This is a genomic window from Lacihabitans soyangensis (genome assembly GCF_024343775.1).
Classification (GTDB): domain Bacteria; phylum Bacteroidota; class Bacteroidia; order Cytophagales; family Spirosomataceae; genus Leadbetterella; species Leadbetterella soyangensis.
In genome coordinates this window covers 112,497-128,361 of the sequence record NZ_RJUF01000002.1, presented here as the reverse complement: position 1 = coordinate 128,361, position 15,865 = coordinate 112,497, and the positions used below count along the sequence as shown (strand labels likewise).

The following is a 15,865-nucleotide window of genomic DNA, read 5'->3' as shown; positions in this document are numbered from 1 at the left end:
ATAGATAAAAAATGAAAAAATTATTCTTCTCCATTTTAGTCATATCGCTTACATCTGCCTGTAAATCAGGCGATCAGGCTTTTGACGCTACGGGTGTGTTCGAGGCCACCGAAACCATTGTTTCATCAGAAAGCAATGGTAAAATACTGACTTTCAATATTGAAGAAGGCTCGGTGCTTACAGCAAATCAGTTAGTAGGTACCATCGATTGTCAGAATTTGGGTTTACAAAAGGCCCAAGTGGAGGCGAGTATGAATGCTCTCTCTGAAAAGAGAAACGACGCTTCGCCCCAAACGCAGATTTTGAAAGAGCAAATCAATGCCCAAGTGGCCCAAATAGCTGCTCAAAAAGAACAATTGAAGAATCTGGAGAAAGAAAAAGGTCGTTTACAAAACTTGGTAAAAGCCGATGCCATTCCTACCAAACAACTGGATGATTTGACAGGGCAATATGAAGTTTTGAAAAAGCAGATATCGGCCATGGAAACCAATGTGGGCGTTTTGAGACAACAAATCAAATCTCAGGAAGCTCAAGTGGGTATTCAAAACCGCGGAATATTAAGTGAGAAAAAGCCCTTGATGGAGCGTGTGGCTCAGATTGAGGACCAAATCAAAAGATGCAGCATCGTAAATTCTATCCCAGGAACGGTCTTGGTGAAATTTGCTGAAGCCAACGAAGTGACGGCCATGGGCAAGCCTCTGTATAAAATAGCAGACATGGAAAACATGGTTCTCCGTGCCTATATCACAGGCGATCAGTTGGCCAAAATAAAAACCAATCAGTTGGTGAAAGTATTTGTAGATAAAGGCAAAGACGAGTACAAAGAACTAAGTGGGGTGGTGGAATGGATAGCGTCCAAGGCGGAGTTTACACCCAAAACCATCCAAACCAAAGACGAAAGAGCTAACTTGGTCTATGCCACCAAAATAAAGGTGAAAAACGATGGATTCTTGAAAATAGGAATGTACGGCGAAGTGAAATTGCCTTGATATGTCGAGTATTTCAGTAAAAAATATCACAAAGACCTATGAAAAGGGGAAGGTTTTGGCTTTAGATAACATCAGTCTGGAGGTAAAATCAGGAGAGCTTTTCGGGCTAATTGGACCTGACGGTGCGGGTAAAACCACGCTTTTCAGGATTCTGACCACTTTGTTGGTGGCCGACCAAGGGCAAGCGACAGTGGCAGGCTTAGATGTGGTCAAAAATCTTTGGGATATTAGAAAAATAGTGGGCTATATGCCCGGTAAATTCTCTCTTTATCAGGATTTGAGTATCGAAGAAAATCTAAATTTCTTCGCAACGGTTTTTAACACCACGGTGGAAGAAAATTTCCATTTGATAGAAGATATTTATGTCCAGATAGAACCTTTCAAAAAGCGACTTGCGGGAAAACTTTCGGGCGGAATGAAACAAAAACTTGCCTTGTGTTGTGCCTTGATTCACCAGCCCAAAGTGCTTTTTTTGGATGAACCCACCACAGGTGTTGATCCAGTTTCGAGAAAAGAATTTTGGGATATGTTGGACAGACTAAAATCCCGAGGAATCACAATTTTGGTCTCGACACCCTACATGGACGAGGCCAGCCGTTGCGACAGAATTGCTTTGATTCAAAAAGGGAAAATCTTGGATATTGATACTTTGAAGAATATCATTTCAAAAAATACACAGTTGCTTTTGGCTGTAAAAGGGGAGGAGCGGTTCCGACTTTTGAATGACATCCGGGCTTACGAAGATACGCTCACTTGTTTTGCTTTTGGAGAAGAAAACCACGTGGTGTTGAAATCAGGCACAGAAAAAGTAGATTCTTTAAGCAAATATTTGGCAGATAAAAATCACAAAGGGGTAGAAATAAAAGCAATAGAACCCAACATTGAAGATACTTTTATAAAGCTCATGTTAGAATCTGAAAATCCTCAATGATGCCAGAAATAGTTATACATACCGAAAACTTGACCCGAAGATTTGGCGATTTTGTGGCCGTTAACAACATTTCTTTTGATGTGAAAGTAGGGGAAATTTTTGGTTTTTTGGGAGCCAACGGTGCAGGTAAAACTACTGCCATGAAAATTCTTTGTGGTCTATTGAGTCCATCTTCAGGTGTGGCCACTGTGGCAGGATTTGATGTTTACAAAGAAAATGAGCGGATAAAAGAGAACATTGGCTATATGAGTCAAAAGTTTTCGCTTTATGAGAATCTAACCGTGAGAGAGAACATTACATTTTTTGGAGGAATATATGGAATTGATCGTAAAAGCTTAAAAATCAAGTCGGAAGAGTTGATCCAACGACTTGGTCTTGGCCCAGAAGCAGACAAACTGGTAGGTTCTTTGCCCTTGGGTTGGAAACAGAAGATATCCTTTTCGGTAGCCATTTTGCACAATCCCAAGGTGGTTTTTCTAGATGAACCCACTGGTGGAGTAGATCCTATCACCCGTCGCCAATTTTGGGACATGATTTATGAGGCCTCGGCCAAGGGGATTACGGTTTTTGTGACAACCCACTATATGGACGAAGCCGAGTATTGCGACCGAGTTTCTATAATGGTGGATGGTGCGATAGCGGCAATTGGAAAACCCTCTGAGCTGAAACAGCAGTTTGGTGTGGAGAATATGGACGGTGTGTTTTTACAATTGGCTCGTGGAGCAAAACGTTCGGAATGACTTAAGGCTTTTTTATTGATTAATAGGTAATTGTAAAAAAAAGGAAGTTATTACACAAAAGACACAAAGAAGACACAAAATCCACAAAGTGTTTCTGGCAAGGATAAAATTGAAGAAAATTAAAGGTTGTATAATTGCGACTTTGCGGTAAAATATAAAAAAATGAAAGTATTTTTTGCCTTTGTAAAAAAGGAGTTTTGGCATGTGATACGCGACAAACGAAGTCTGATTATCTTGATTGGTCTGCCGATTGTGATGATGCTTTTGTTTGGCTTTGCCTTGACGAGTGAGGTCAAGAATTCCAACATTGCGATATTGGATTTCTCAAAAGACCCGGCCACCAAAACACTGGTAGACAGGATAGACCAAAGCCAATATTTTACGGTGAACAAATACCTGAATTCAGAAAAAGAAATTGAAGGGGTTTTTAGAAAAGGAGAGGTAAGATTGGTACTGATTTTCCCTCAAAACTTCGAAAATGACCTGTCTAAAGACAAAAAAACACAGGTAAGGTTGGTGGCAGATGCCTCTGACCCCAATACGGCCAACATCACTATAAATTATGCTTCCGCCATCATCAGAGATTATCAGAATGAGGTGAATGAGAATAAAATGCTGCCTTATGCTATAGAAATGGAGACTAGAATGCTCTATAATCCGCAGTTGAAGAGTTCCTATAATTTTGTGCCTGGCGTGATGACGCTCATCATGATGCTCTTGGGAGCTATGATGACTTCTGTTTCTATTGTTAAGGAAAAAGAGATGGGTACAATGGAAATTTTGTTGGTATCGCCCATGAAGCCGATTATGGTGTTAATCAGCAAGGCCGTTCCTTACATGGTTTTGTGTTTTTTGGATATTATCCTCATTTTGTTGATGGCCGTTTATATTCTCGATATGCCTATTCAGGGCAGTTTGGTGTTGCTTTTAGCAGAGAGTTTATTGTTTATTATTACTACTCTTTCATTGGGTTTGTTGATATCTGTCAACGTGAATTCGCAACAAGTGGCCATGTTTATTTCGTTGGTGGCATTGCTGATGCCTTCTTTGATTTTTAGTGGTTTCATGTTTCCAATTGAAAATATGCCGCTGCCGCTGCAGGTCATGAGTAATTTAATACCTACCAAGTGGTATTACAGTATAATGAAGGCCATTATGGTAAAGGGATTGTCTTTTGAGTTTGTTTTAAAACAAACGCTGATTTTAGCAGGAATGACGGTGTTTTTCTTGAGCATAGCCATCAAAAAATTTAAAATTAATTTGGAAGCTTAAGGCTTATTAATTAAACATTATGAATAAATTACTTTTTCTGCTTCAAAAAGAGTTTAAGCAAATATTTCGGAATCCTACGATTCTGCGGATGATCATCATTATGCCCATTTTGCAACTGATTCTTTTGCCCTTGGCGGCTGATTATGAGGTCAAAAATATAACAGTAAGCATTGTGGATCTCGATCATTCGCCTTATTCCAACCGGCTGATTCACAAAATCGATGCCTCGTCTTATTTTAAATTGGTAGAATATTCTCCATCATACAGAAAATCTCTCAAGACGGTAGGTGATGGTAAAACGGATTTAATTTTGACCATTCCAAGAGGTTTTGAAAAAACTTTAATAAAAGAAAATAGTGCTAAGTTGCATTTAGCGACTGATGCTGTCAATGGCATCCGTGGAGGTTTGGGAAGTGCTTATTTGGCTCAAGTGGTGGGTGATTTTAACAGAGAAATTCGGGAAGAATGGCTGGTATTGCCTCGGAATTCAGAAATTCCACAGATTGAGGTAACCTCGGCCAATTGGTACAATCCATATTCTAAATATCCACTCTTTATGGTTCCAGGTATTTTGGTGGTTTTGGTTACTATGGTAGGGGCATTTATGACGGCTCTGAACATTGTAGCAGAAAAAGAGGTCGGAACAATAGAACAGCTCAACGTTACCCCTTTAAAGAAACACGAATTCATTCTAGGGAAATTGATCCCTTTTTGGGTGCTCGGTATGGTTTCTATCACTATTGGAATGGTAGTGGCTTTTGTAATTTTTCGAATTTTGCCTGTTGGCTCTTTTTTAACCATTTATGCATTTTCGGCAGTTTATTTGTTCGGTGTACTCGGTATTGGCTTGTTAATCAGTACTTTCTCGGATACCCAACAACAAGCCACCCTATTTGCCTTTTTTGCTATGATGGTTTTCATACTTTTGGGCGGACTCTACACGCCCATTGAAGGTATGCCACGGTGGTCACAGATTCTCACTTATTTTAACCCACCGTCTTATTTAATTAAAATAGTTAGGGCTATTTACATCAAAGGAAGCCTATTCTCCGACCTCAAGAACGATTTTTATATCCTGATAGCATTTGCCATTGGTTTCAATGGTCTGGCTATATTGAATTATAGAAAACGTATGGCTTAATTTTGACAATAATACTTGGTCAAGTATTTTTTTGAAGTAAACTTGTTAGGTTATTTTACACCGACAATTTCATCGGATTTACGAAAGCATTTTTATTTTATTATCCCAAAAATCGAATCGCTGTTTATAGAAACCAATCAATTCGGCGTGGAGTTGCTCTGAAATTTCAGGTGGTTTTGGACAAAAAACGAATCCGTCGAGCCAATCGATATTGGTTAATGTTTCTGATAGATAATTTTGCTCTGCCGCATCCATTTTCGACTTTGTGTTATAAATATACATGGCCAAATCATTGATAGCCAATCCGTTTTGAACCAGCGTTTCTTCAGGTGCTAATTTCCAAAAATCTCCAGTGATGATAGAAGGTTGAATGGCTGGAATGTTATAGACAGGGTTGTTGCCGATTTTGGCACTGCGTAAGGAATAACTTTCGATGGAATAGAACAAATAGTTTTCTAGGTCGGTTTGAAGGTAAAGGGCTCTTGGACAGTTCATAAAAGCTTGCCATTCGGCTATTGACAAGAATTTTTGGGTATTAAAAGACAAATCAAAAATCAAGGTTTCTAATTCACCATTCTGATTGTAAGAAAGAATATAAGGCGACACATGAAAACCCCAATAAAGTGGATTGGAAATGCCCAGCGGGTCTTGGATTTGAAATAACTCGTTCGAAAGCAAAGTATAACGAGCAGGAGCAAAATTCCAGATTTTTCCAGAATCAAAACCAGCTTTTTTGAGCAATAAGCAAATCAGGTGTGTACGGTCTTCACAAGACCCATTGAGATATCTATACTCAATGTTTTCGGCTAAGATAAGGTCAAATATTTGTTGTCGTTGATGATATTCCACCACCTGAAGGTAGGGAATAAGTGGTTTTGTGTTAAATAATTGATGATATTCTTGTTGACTGTTCATGATTTGGGTTTTTGCCCATTTTAAAGAGTTTTCCACTCAAAGATAATATCGTAAACTCAAATAGATATTAACCTCTGGAAATTATTCAAAACCTAATGGTTTTGTTTAAAAAGATAATGGAATTAGGATAGTAGGTTCAAGAAAGAGTTTTGGTTCTCCTGAAGTATTTGTATTTATTTCGAACAAAAGTTCAGTAAGGTATTTGAATTTAGATTTTGAAAGTTTTCATCAGCTAGTAGAACTATTCTTATTCATTTCTGCTGAAGTAACTTTTAAATTTTTTCAACTATTCCATGAAGTGAAATAGATAGTGTCACTAAGGTAATGATTTTTAAGTATAATGTATTGAAATACAGTCAGCTAAGGTATTTCCTTCTTTTAGAAAAGTAAGTTGTTGTGAAATTTGAAAATATTATTTATGCCAGTCCACCAAAGAAAAATAAGATTCGCTGTACCCAAAAGAGCATTTTGGTGCCATACTTGGCCGCTGCTTTGGTGGGTTCTTTGGCTGCCATAGAGTTGTTTATCATGTTCAAATCCATCCAGTTGATATATTCTGGGTCGAGCTGCACATATTTTATCCTTTTTTTGAATCTGAATTTTCTATAACGCTCGCTTCCAGACCAGTTGATAAGGAGATATTTTTTGTCGTCAAACACTACTTTTATTTTTGTTGGGAAAGTCATTTCACCCAAGCGATTAACAGTAAAGGAACCAAAAGGCGTTTGTTTTCTTGGAGCGTTCACCAAGTCACCTACAGCATAGTCACAATCTGGAGCTTCGAACAAAACTTGCTTGAAAAACCAATCTAGGTTTGCGTATTTGGTGTTTTTAGAAGCTATTTCATCGGCAACATCTATAAAATCTTGTGGTTGTGGATGTTTGAATTTAAACCTCGCAAAATAAGTCTGCATGATGGCGTCCATGTTTTTGATTCCTAGCAAACCCTCTAACGTCTTGAGCCAAGTAGCGGTTTTCTGATAGGTCATTACGCCATAAGTTCCACCCGGATAACTCCATGCATTCCTCCTGATTTCAGTTACTTTAGGGTTACCCATCATCACATAACCGGCTCTCGATGAGGCCATGTCATGTAAATTAAATCCAAAAATATTGGCTTGCTGGCCCTTGTAATAGGCATCCATTATACGGCCTTCGAAGTATTGCGTAAAGCCTTCGTCCATCCACGAATTTTCAAACTCATTGCTGGCCACCATGCCTTGGAAATACTGATGCACAAACTCATGAATAGTGACCACTTCTTGGAATTTCCCCCAAGAACCCACTCCCCAATAACTCCCACAAGTGATAAGTGTAGGGTATTCCATACCGCCAGATCCTGAACCAGACAAGGTGGGATCTATCATGGACAGGGTACTATGCGGGTATTTGCCCACTTTTCGCTCCATATAGTCTATGGCGTTTTTGGCTGATTCAAAATACCTATTTGTCATTTGTATATGCTCTGGCTGCATGTATACCATTAACTTTATGCCCTTGTGGTTTTGCTCCGAGTATTTGTAATGAGGAGACGTTGTCCATGCAAAGTCATGGACGTCTGTGGCAGAAAAACTTACTGTTTTGGTATTGCCTTTGTTTTTAATCTCTGAAACTTTTTCACCCGTTCCTGCCACCGTAAATTCTTGAGGGAGCGTTATCTGTACATTGTAATTGCCAAAGTCTGCAAAAAACTCGGTATGGGCATGAAACTGATGGCAGTTCCACTTTCCGTTTTCTTCCAAAACCCCGATTTTGGGAAACCATTGCCCTACAAAGAAATAGTCGTTGTCGGCCCAACCTGTTCTCGCAAAAATCTTCGGAAGTTTTGCCCTGAAATCCATGTCCAAAATCACCGTTTCGCCTGGCTTTATGGCTTTTGCCAAATTCACCTGAATCACGGTTTTGTCATAAGCATTGAGGTCGTCAGGTTGGATATATTTTATTTTCGGATAGAGATTTTCCCCATTTCTGATTTTTAAAGTACTCAAATATATATTGCCGAAGTTGCGTAGTCTGGTGGTGTCCATTTTGTCGCCTCGCAATTGTCCACCGGACTCTTTGAAAAAAGTGGAGTTCTCGTCTTTAAATGCGTTCAGGTATAAATGAAACTGTAGTTCTGAGGTTGGTTTGGAGGTTTTGTTGGTCCAAGTTAGAGTTTGTTGGCCTCTTAGGGTTTTAGTTTTGGTATCAAGACTTACTTTTATGTCATAATTTGCCGATCTGTCACTTTTTATGGTTTTGGAAAAGGCACTCAAGGCAACCAAAACAAAGAGGGTAAGTTTATGAAACATAAGTCTTTAGCGTATTTATTTTCCGATAATAAAGTTTTTGATTTCAATGAGCGTTTCCTTCGAAATGCCTTCCTTTAGTTTGTAATATTCTTGCAGATTTCCTGTTTTCGCTACTTGGAAAAGGTGATTGTGGTTCTTAAGAAGCTTGGTTTTGATATGCTTATTTTTTTGGTTTTCAATCGCCGCTAGGTTTACTTTAGCGTTCACCTGAATGTCTAAATCTCCGTTTAAAGCAAGCGTCCGAGTTTTAATGTTCTTCCAGTATTCCTGTGGATTATATTTTATGAAGCTTATGAACCAAGGGTTGTTTAATTGCTTCATTATGAGTGGAATATTGGCACTGTTGGTCGTCATCCCCAAAACAAAATTCTCTGCCTTATATTTTTTTTGATAATTTTCACCCAGTTTTTTGATATTGTCGGCTTTACTGATGCTGTCTTTTTCTAGAACGACATCGGACAACATAGGCTCGAAAAAGTCTTTAATGAAATGTTCAACGTGTTCGGCAGGCACCCCAGATTCCAGATAGATATCCTTGTTTTGTTGGATTAAAATCTCCCTACCCGAAACGCCCGGACCCGCTAACGATACAAAGAAATCTAAATTCTTAACTTCTGAGGCCACGATGGGTCCAATTCCACCACCTTCGCTATGTCCAATAAGACCGATTTTCTTTATTTTTAATTCCTTTTTTATAAATTTAACGGCCGCCACCACGTCTTGAGCAAGTTCTTGCGTTGTGCTATTAACAGTCTTTGGTCCTGCTGATTTAAAACCACCGCGGTCGTCATATCTCAAGACCCCTATGCCGTTATTGGATAAATATTCAGCCAAATCTTTGAAAATCTTGTGTTTGCCGAGTGTTTCGTCTCGGTCGGTTTGTCCCGAACCTGAAATTAATACCGCTACAGGGTAGTTTTTTAGACCTTTTGGGCTGGTGAAGGTGCCACTTAATTTAAATGTTTTGCTCAGATCCCAGAAACTTACCTCTTTTTCATCGAAATTTTGGCCAAAACTCTGGCCACAAATCAAAACCCAGAAGATAAAAAATATTTTTTTCATTAAAATCAGTGTTTGGGACAGTCGCAATATCTTTTACCCTGAATAAGCTTCTTCAAAGTATGATTCTTTTTTCTGTAACTGCCGTCTTTTTTGCGTTTGCGGCCATCAAACTCTTCCAGTTTTGTATTTTGGTTTGAAGTCTTAGCCCAAGAATCGGGGCTTAAAAATATCAAAGAAAGTACTATGAGGGCGTATTTCATTTTGTTTAACTGTTTTGTTTTCTTTCTAACGAACAGAAAACTTTTAAAGTTTATCCAAAGATAACATAGAATAGGCTTCGGGTTTAGCATTGAAGTGGATTTTTGTGTTGGACCAAACGAAGTTGAACAAGTCTGAATTTCGGTAGGCTTCTAGTTCAGCTTCCGATTGCCAATGGCTGTGTGTCATTATTACGGCAGGATTATCTTTCTCTTGGAGTATTTCAACCATTTCACAGCCTGGGAAATCTCTGATTTTGCTTTTGTTTTCTTCTAAGAAAGCTAAAAATTCGATGATTTTATCTTCTTTAAAAGTCATTTTTACTATTCTGACTATCATATACTTGGGAGTGCTTTAGTTTATTTGTTAGTATAAAAGATAACCGTTTTCATCTAGAAGTTTTTTATGAAATCACATATTTTGTGGGCTAATAATTACCATAAGCCCTTTTAACTTTTTTTAAGAATAAATGTAATTCGCAATGTTAAATTTTATGCAACCTTCGCAAAAATATTTTGTCTATTGATAGTAAAAAATTAATAATTTATGAAAAAAGTAATCATGATGGGTTTTGCTTCCCTAATGTTTTTGGGAGCAATGGCACAAAACAAAGAAGTAAGAAAGGAAATTAAAACAGAGGTGATGGACTCTGACAAACCAGGTAAAAAGAAGGTAAGAATCGAGAAAAACATCAACGGCAAAGTAGAAATTACGGAGAAAGAGATTGATTTCAAAGAGGGCGATTCGAATGTTATGATACTTGATGAGCAACTGGATACGGTTATAGTTGATAAAAAAGGCGGCGAAAAACGTGTAAAAGTAATTGTAAGTGATGATGGTGATGATGATTTTGAATGGTCTGAAGATGAGGATATTTATGTAGGACGTGGAAGATCGGGACAAAGAAACGGATATTTTCCGAAAGGAAGGATGAAGGAGTTTCATTTTGAAATGGACAGACTTTCAGACCATTTGGCTGATATTCCATACAAATTCAGAACCTTTGATTCTGAGGTTTTTGATGACAGATTGAAAAAAGTTATGGAGCCAACTACCATTAGAAGTGTTGATGTTTTTACAAACAAACCTGAAACTAATGTGTTGAATATAAAATTCTACGCTCCAAAGGCAGGAGATGTGAACATCACTGTGCTAGACCTGCAGGGCAATGTCAAAGCCAAAGAAGAAGCTAAGAATTTTGAAGGGGAATATGTGGGACAAATCAAATTGGGGAAAGGTGCCAAAGGAACTTACTTCGTGATAGTGTCACAAGGAGAAGATGGCATTAGTAGAAAAGTGAAGATTGACTGATTGTTGTTATAATTCGTAAAACCTCCTTAGCGAGAGCTTTGGAGGTTTTTTGTTTTTATATATTACTGAAATAAATGTAAATATTGTATAAATAGAAAATATGGTATACATTATATTTTCAGAAATAAATGAAAATTATTGAATATTTAAAACCCAATCGTTGGATTGGGTTTTAATTTTATTACTTTCCGAAAAGTCTTGAAAAGAAACCTTTTGCTTTAGCCGCCACTTGCGTCACAGCTTCTTCAGCTTCTCCTGCCAATTCGTTTGCTTTATCTTTTGCTTTATTTAGAGCTTCTTCTGCGTCTTCTTTCAAATCGCCCAATTTCTCTGCAGCTTCGTTTTTGAATTCCGCAACGCTTTCCGCATTTACAAGCTCAGTAACTTTAGCTTTTGCAGTATTGAAAGCTTCTGTAGCTTCTCCAGCAATGTTTTGAGCCACAGCTTTAGCATCAGCCAATTTCTCTGCAGCTTCTGCTTTTATTTTGTCTGTATCTATCATTTCGCTCACTTTCTCCTTAGCAGTATTAAATGCCTCGGTAGCCTCACCAGCCAATTCAGTCATTTTTTCTTTCGCTTCTGCCAATTTCTCTGTGGCTTCTTCTTTCAAATTAGCTACTACTTCCGTAGCATCTTCTTTGATGTCAGCAATTTTTTCTGCCGCAGCATCTTTCACCTCAGCAATCTTCTCAGCGGCTGCGTCTTTTACCTCAGCTATTTTGTCAGCTGTAGTTTCTTTTACTTGTTCAGCTGCTTGGTCCACGATTTCTTTTTTATTCTCTTCCATTATTATTTTAGTTTACTGTTTATTTTTTTTACAAATCTAATTAAAATCAAATTAAATATTTCAATCTAATGACCTCTTTTTCAGTCAAGAATCTCCAGTTTCCTCTTGGAAGGTCCTTTTTGGTAAGACCGGCATATGTGGTTCTGTCGAGCTTGGTTACTTCGTACCCCAAATGTTCAAAAATCCGTCTTACAATCCTGTTTTTGCCGCTATGTATCTCTATACCAACTACTTGGCGGTCTGGAGTTATCACTGACAAATCGTCAGCTTTTATGATTCCATCTTCCAGTTCAATACCTTCCAAAATCTTGTCAAAATCTTCTTGCTCAATTTTCTTGTCCAATTCAGCCTGATAAATCTTTCTCATGGCATTGGATGGGTGAGAAAGTTTCTCCGCCAATTCACCATCGTTGGTCATCAGCAATAGTCCAGTGGTTGCTCTGTCTAAACGGCCCACTGGATAAATACGCTCAGGACACGCCTTTTGTACCAAATCCATTACCGTTTTACGGCCTTCAGGATCATCGGTGGTTGTCAAGAAATCTTTTGGTTTGTTTAAAAGTACATAAACCAACTTCTCCCTGTTCAATATTTTTCTGCCATATTTTACAACGTCAGTGGCTTGCACTTGGTAGCCCATTTCGGTTATAACTTCGCCATTGACTGTTATTTGACCACTCGCTATAAATTCATCAGCGTCTCGTCTTGAACAAAGTCCTGCATTGGCCAAGTATCTATTCAGACGAATGGTAGGCGTAAAAGTCTCGCTACTTTCTACTTTCGTTCTCACTTTTGGTGGAAGCTTGCTTTTCAAGGCATCCTCTTCGTAGTTTGGACGAATGGCCTGTTTAGCATTTTTGTTGTTGCCGTAGTTTGACTTGCTAAATTCAGGCTTCGAGGTGTTTTCTTTTCTCGCGAAAGCTTTTCTTTCGAAATTTGGTCTTTCGTTTTTGTTTTCAAAACCACCTTTGCTGTCTTCTCTTGGCTTGTAGCCACCTTCTGCTCTATTACCAAATTCTCTTTTCGGAAAACCCTCTGAACGATTTTCAGTTCTTGGGAAACGGTCGTCTTTGCGTGGGAATCTACTTTCTGATGAACCTGTACTAGGTTTGCCGTAAGTGTTTGGTTTAAACTCTTTCTTTGGAAATCTTTCCGTGGGGCGTCCAGCATCTGGTCTGGCGTCTTTTCTTGGAGCACTGCGGTCAGGAAATCTACTACCTAGGTTTTCTACATCTCTTTTTGTGAATCTTTCAGAAGGACCTTCTGGTTTTCCATAAGTACTAGACTTGAAATCTCTTTTCGGGAACCTGTCATTGCCTCCTTCAGGCTTGCCGTAAGTGTTTGGCTTAAATTCTCTTTTCGGAAATCTGTCGTTTCCGCTTTCAGGCTTTCCGAAATTGTTGGGTTTAAATTCTCTTTTCGGGAATTTTTCATTTCCACCTGTGGGTTTCGAAAATCCATCTTTTTTTGCAAATGGCTTGTCAAAACTTCTTTTTTCTGTGCTAAAACCACCTTCTTTTCTTTTGAATTCTGGTCTGCCAAACGAGCTTTTGCTCGAATCTCTGTCGTTGCTACGACCTTCGCTTATTCTTTTTCTCATGTATGTTGCAATATCACTACTGTAATTTTCTACAAAGGTAGTTTAAACCACTGATATACTTAAGCTTAGCCCTGTATATTTATATTTTATCTTGAATATATCAATTACCGTTTGTCCAATCCTGCATCCAATCCCACATATTCCGCCTTGGTTTATCCGATTTTTATTTTGTGATTCGCTGGGAACACTAATTTTGATGTGTTATATTTATTTATCTAAACTTTTAAACAAAAAATATATGTATTCACTTATTGCCATTACGCTTTTGATTGTTGTAGTCATCATGATGGCCGTCAAAGTTGTGCCACAACAAAATGCTTACATAGCCGAAAGGCTGGGTAAGTACAATGGAATTCTTCAGCCGGGTATCAATTTTATCATCCCGTTTTTTGACAGAATTGCCTACAAGCATAGCCTGAAAGAGCAAGCCTACGACATTCATGAGCAGATATGTATCACCCGAGACAACGTGCAGGTGCGTGTTGACGGTGTGATTTTCCTCCAAGTGGTGGACCCGCAGAAGGCCTCCTACGGTATCAATGACTACGTTTTTGCGGTAACACAATTGGCCCAAACTACCATGCGTAGCGAAATTGGAAAGATTGATTTAGACAAGACCTTTGTAGAAAGAATGGTGATTAACCTCGCCGTGGTGGCAGCCATTGATGAGGCCGCCATAGGTTGGGGAGTGAAAGTCCTTCGTTATGAAATCAAGAATATTACCCCTCCGGCTACGGTTTTACAAGCCATGGAAAAACAAATGCAGGCAGAAAGAGAGAAGCGTTCGGTGATTTTGGAGTCTGAAGGTAAAAAGCAGTTTGCTATAAACGTAGCTCAAGGTGAAAGAGAGCGTGTGGTATTGGAGTCAGAGGCACAAATGCAACAGCAAAAAAATAAGGCGGAGGGTGAGGCCAATGCCATCAGAGCCGTTGCTGAGGCTACAGCGGACTCTATAAGATTGGTGGCGGAGTCCATACAATCCAAAGGTGGTATGCAGGCGGTGCAGCTGAAAGTAGCCGAAAACTATATCGAACAATTTGGTAAAATGGCCAAAGCTTCTAACACTATGATTTTACCTTCAAATTTGGCAGATGTTTCAGGTATTATAGCCACAGCTATGAGTGTTATCAAACAAGAAAATACTAAGTAATATGGAAATTTCTGGTATCAATATCTGGGTAATAATTGGAGTGGTCTTGCTGATTTTGGAAATATTCACCACCTCATTTTATGCGATATTTTTTGGAATAGGAGCCTTGGTGACTGCTTTGTTTGTGTATTTGGGCTTTGCAGAAGAACTGCCTGCTCAAGTTATTATTTTTGTGCTGAGTTCGATAGTAAGTTTATTATTTTTCAGGAAAAGAATACTTGAACTGTTTACCAAAAACAACGCTGAATTCAAAGAAATCATTGATGAATATGCCAAAGTTTCGAAAGAAATTCCGCTAAACGGAGAGGGAAAAGTATTCTACAGGGGTTCTGACTGGATAGCCTATCGTGCTGATGGTAAGTCGATTCAGGAAGGTGCCAAGGTGTTGATAAAAAAGATAGATGGCATAAAGCTGATAGTGGAGGAGGTTTAACTTATCTCTTGTTTCTAAAAAAAAAATACAATTAGTCGAAATGCTAATTGTATTTTTTTTATTTCAATCAATAAACCTTTTCAATATTGGTTCGTAAGAGTCTATTCTTCGGTCTCGCAGGTAAGGCCAAGTGGTACGATAATACTCAGTATTCTCCAAATCAAGGGTTGCCACATGAGTTTCTTCGTTTTCGTGGGAAGCCCAATACAGCAATCTTCCGTGAGGATTGGCGATAAACGAGCCACCCCAGAATTTTTGATTGGCCTCAATGCCTACTCGGTTTACTGAAACCACATAAAGACCGTTGGCTACGGCGTGTGAGCGTTGGATGGTTTGCCAAGCGTCGTATTGTTCTTGGTTGATAACAGGATCTTTTTCGTCCATGTCCCATCCAATGGCCGTAGGATAAAACAAAATGTCTGCACCCATTAATGAGGTGATACGTGCAGCCTCTGGGTACCATTGATCCCAACAAATCAACACTCCGATTTTTCCGAATTTGGTTTCCCAAACTTTATAACCAAGATCACCTGGCGTAAAATAGAACTTCTCATAATAGCCTGGGTCATCAGGAATATGCATTTTGCGGTATTTTCCAAGATAACTTCCATCGGCATCAATAATGGCGGCGGTGTTGTGATACAAGCCTTGAGCTCGTTTTTCGAAAAGCGACACTATGAGAACTACTCCCAATTCTTTGGCCACACTTTGCATGGTTTCGGTGGTTGGACCTGGAATGGCTTCACCCAATTTAAAATTTTCGTGGTCTTCTACATCACAAAAATAAAGTGAAGAAAACAACTCTTGCAAACAGATAATCTGGGCTCCGTTGGCAGCTGCTTCTCTGATTTTGACAATGGTTTTTGCTATGTTTTCCTGCACATTTTCGGTACAAGACATTTGAATAAGGCCTATGTTTACGTTTTTCATTTTTGTGTCTAAATAACAACTGCAAAGATAATAGTTAAAAATCATTGTTATAAACATTTATATTGTTCTGAAAATGGAGTTTAAATATACTTACCAAATAATTTTTCTTTTGTTG

The 15,865-nt window shown here is 38.6% G+C and carries 16 protein-coding genes; 8 read left to right on the top strand and 8 right to left on the bottom strand.

Going from position 1 to position 15,865, the window contains the following annotated elements; translation table 11 throughout:
• Positions 1-11 precede the first annotated feature (11 nt).
• The 5 genes from EGI31_RS01715 (at position 12) to EGI31_RS01695 (ending at position 5,073) form a co-directional block, all read left to right on the top strand.
• Positions 12-989, top strand: coding sequence for an HlyD family secretion protein (locus EGI31_RS01715; protein ID WP_255035398.1), 978 nt, complete (start codon positions 12-14; stop codon positions 987-989).
• 1 nt (position 990) lies between these two features.
• Positions 991-1,920 carry an ABC transporter ATP-binding protein gene (locus tag EGI31_RS01710; RefSeq protein ID WP_255035397.1) on the top strand — a complete coding sequence of 310 codons (930 nt, stop codon included), beginning with the start codon at positions 991-993 and terminating at the stop codon, positions 1,918-1,920.
• Positions 1,917-2,660: an ABC transporter ATP-binding protein gene (locus EGI31_RS01705; RefSeq protein ID WP_255035396.1), complete on the top strand. Its 744-nt coding sequence runs from the start codon at positions 1,917-1,919 to the stop codon at positions 2,658-2,660. Before EGI31_RS01710 ends, EGI31_RS01705 begins: the two co-directional genes overlap by 4 nt.
• Before the next feature lie 162 nt (positions 2,661-2,822).
• Positions 2,823-3,932 carry an ABC transporter permease gene (locus EGI31_RS01700; RefSeq protein WP_255035395.1) on the top strand — a complete coding sequence of 370 codons (1,110 nt, stop codon included), beginning with the start codon at positions 2,823-2,825 and terminating at the stop codon, positions 3,930-3,932.
• 19 nt (positions 3,933-3,951) lie between these two features.
• Positions 3,952-5,073, top strand: coding sequence for an ABC transporter permease (locus EGI31_RS01695; RefSeq protein ID WP_255035394.1), 1,122 nt, complete (start codon positions 3,952-3,954; stop codon positions 5,071-5,073).
• Positions 5,074-5,151: 78 nt separating this feature from the next.
• On the opposite strand, the gene EGI31_RS01690 is transcribed toward EGI31_RS01695, so the two are convergent.
• The 5 genes from EGI31_RS01690 to EGI31_RS01670 all read right to left on the bottom strand — a co-directional run bounded on the left by EGI31_RS01690 (position 5,152) and on the right by EGI31_RS01670 (position 9,878).
• On the bottom strand, positions 5,152-5,988 hold the full coding sequence (locus EGI31_RS01690; protein WP_255035393.1) for a protein-glutamine glutaminase family protein: 837 nt from the start codon (positions 5,986-5,988) through the stop codon (positions 5,152-5,154).
• Between the two features lie 416 nt (positions 5,989-6,404).
• Positions 6,405-8,279 (bottom strand): M1 family metallopeptidase, encoded by a 1,875-nt coding sequence (locus EGI31_RS01685; protein ID WP_255035392.1) that lies wholly within the window; start codon positions 8,277-8,279, stop codon positions 6,405-6,407.
• 15 nt (positions 8,280-8,294) lie between these two features.
• Positions 8,295-9,341, bottom strand: a complete 1,047-nt coding sequence (locus EGI31_RS01680; RefSeq protein ID WP_255035391.1) for an alpha/beta hydrolase family protein — start codon at positions 9,339-9,341, stop codon at positions 8,295-8,297.
• 5 nt (positions 9,342-9,346) lie between these two features.
• Entirely contained in the window at positions 9,347-9,541 is a 195-nt protein-coding gene (locus EGI31_RS01675; RefSeq protein WP_255035390.1) for a hypothetical protein, read from the bottom strand.
• 43 nt (positions 9,542-9,584) lie between these two features.
• On the bottom strand, positions 9,585-9,878 hold the full coding sequence (locus EGI31_RS01670; protein WP_255035389.1) for a putative quinol monooxygenase: 294 nt from the start codon (positions 9,876-9,878) through the stop codon (positions 9,585-9,587).
• A 207-nt stretch (positions 9,879-10,085) separates the two neighbouring features.
• Between EGI31_RS01670 and EGI31_RS01665 the strand changes: the two genes are divergently transcribed.
• Positions 10,086-10,850 carry a T9SS type A sorting domain-containing protein gene (locus EGI31_RS01665; protein WP_255035388.1) on the top strand — a complete coding sequence of 255 codons (765 nt, stop codon included), beginning with the start codon at positions 10,086-10,088 and terminating at the stop codon, positions 10,848-10,850.
• Between the two features lie 181 nt (positions 10,851-11,031).
• On the opposite strand, the gene EGI31_RS01660 is transcribed toward EGI31_RS01665, so the two are convergent.
• Positions 11,032-11,637: a hypothetical protein gene (locus EGI31_RS01660; protein ID WP_255035387.1), complete on the bottom strand. Its 606-nt coding sequence runs from the start codon at positions 11,635-11,637 to the stop codon at positions 11,032-11,034.
• A gap of 46 nt (positions 11,638-11,683) precedes the next feature.
• Positions 11,684-13,237: a pseudouridine synthase gene (locus tag EGI31_RS01655; protein WP_255035386.1), complete on the bottom strand. Its 1,554-nt coding sequence runs from the start codon at positions 13,235-13,237 to the stop codon at positions 11,684-11,686.
• Positions 13,238-13,475: 238 nt separating this feature from the next.
• Here EGI31_RS01655 and EGI31_RS01650 point away from each other — a divergent pair, with 238 nt between their 5' ends.
• Both EGI31_RS01650 and EGI31_RS01645 read left to right on the top strand, forming a co-directional pair.
• A complete protein-coding gene (locus EGI31_RS01650; RefSeq protein ID WP_255035385.1) occupies positions 13,476-14,387 on the top strand; it encodes an SPFH domain-containing protein in 912 nt (303 codons plus the stop codon).
• A 1-nt stretch (position 14,388) separates the two neighbouring features.
• Positions 14,389-14,820, top strand: coding sequence for an NfeD family protein (locus EGI31_RS01645; protein WP_255035384.1), 432 nt, complete (start codon positions 14,389-14,391; stop codon positions 14,818-14,820).
• 63 nt (positions 14,821-14,883) lie between these two features.
• Here the strand turns inward: EGI31_RS01645 and EGI31_RS01640 are convergent, their stop codons facing one another.
• The gene (locus tag EGI31_RS01640; RefSeq protein WP_255035383.1) at positions 14,884-15,750 is read right to left on the bottom strand and encodes a carbon-nitrogen hydrolase; all 867 of its coding nucleotides are present in this window, start codon (positions 15,748-15,750) and stop codon (positions 14,884-14,886) included.
• Positions 15,751-15,865: the final 115 nt, after the last annotated feature.

Bases quoted from the DNA above. Each gene is read 5' to 3' on its own strand.
- EGI31_RS01675 (WP_255035390.1), bottom strand. From the start codon at position 9,541: ATGAAATACGCCCTCATAGTACTTTCTTTGATATTTTTAAGCCCCGAT.
- EGI31_RS01700 (WP_255035395.1), top strand. From the start codon at position 2,823: ATGAAAGTATTTTTTGCCTTTGTAAAAAAGGAGTTTTGGCATGTGATA.
- EGI31_RS01705 (WP_255035396.1), top strand. From the start codon at position 1,917: ATGATGCCAGAAATAGTTATACATACCGAAAACTTGACCCGAAGATTT.
- EGI31_RS01690 (WP_255035393.1), bottom strand. From the start codon at position 5,988: ATGAACAGTCAACAAGAATATCATCAATTATTTAACACAAAACCACTT.
- EGI31_RS01710 (WP_255035397.1), top strand. From the start codon at position 991: ATGTCGAGTATTTCAGTAAAAAATATCACAAAGACCTATGAAAAGGGG.
- EGI31_RS01640 (WP_255035383.1), bottom strand. From the start codon at position 15,750: ATGAAAAACGTAAACATAGGCCTTATTCAAATGTCTTGTACCGAAAAT.
- EGI31_RS01680 (WP_255035391.1), bottom strand. From the start codon at position 9,341: ATGAAAAAAATATTTTTTATCTTCTGGGTTTTGATTTGTGGCCAGAGT.
- EGI31_RS01685 (WP_255035392.1), bottom strand. From the start codon at position 8,279: ATGTTTCATAAACTTACCCTCTTTGTTTTGGTTGCCTTGAGTGCCTTT.
- EGI31_RS01695 (WP_255035394.1), top strand. From the start codon at position 3,952: ATGAATAAATTACTTTTTCTGCTTCAAAAAGAGTTTAAGCAAATATTT.
- EGI31_RS01670 (WP_255035389.1), bottom strand. From the start codon at position 9,878: ATGATAGTCAGAATAGTAAAAATGACTTTTAAAGAAGATAAAATCATC.
- EGI31_RS01660 (WP_255035387.1), bottom strand. From the start codon at position 11,637: ATGGAAGAGAATAAAAAAGAAATCGTGGACCAAGCAGCTGAACAAGTA.
- EGI31_RS01655 (WP_255035386.1), bottom strand. From the start codon at position 13,237: ATGAGAAAAAGAATAAGCGAAGGTCGTAGCAACGACAGAGATTCGAGC.
- EGI31_RS01665 (WP_255035388.1), top strand. From the start codon at position 10,086: ATGAAAAAAGTAATCATGATGGGTTTTGCTTCCCTAATGTTTTTGGGA.
- EGI31_RS01650 (WP_255035385.1), top strand. From the start codon at position 13,476: ATGTATTCACTTATTGCCATTACGCTTTTGATTGTTGTAGTCATCATG.
- EGI31_RS01715 (WP_255035398.1), top strand. From the start codon at position 12: ATGAAAAAATTATTCTTCTCCATTTTAGTCATATCGCTTACATCTGCC.
- EGI31_RS01645 (WP_255035384.1), top strand. From the start codon at position 14,389: ATGGAAATTTCTGGTATCAATATCTGGGTAATAATTGGAGTGGTCTTG.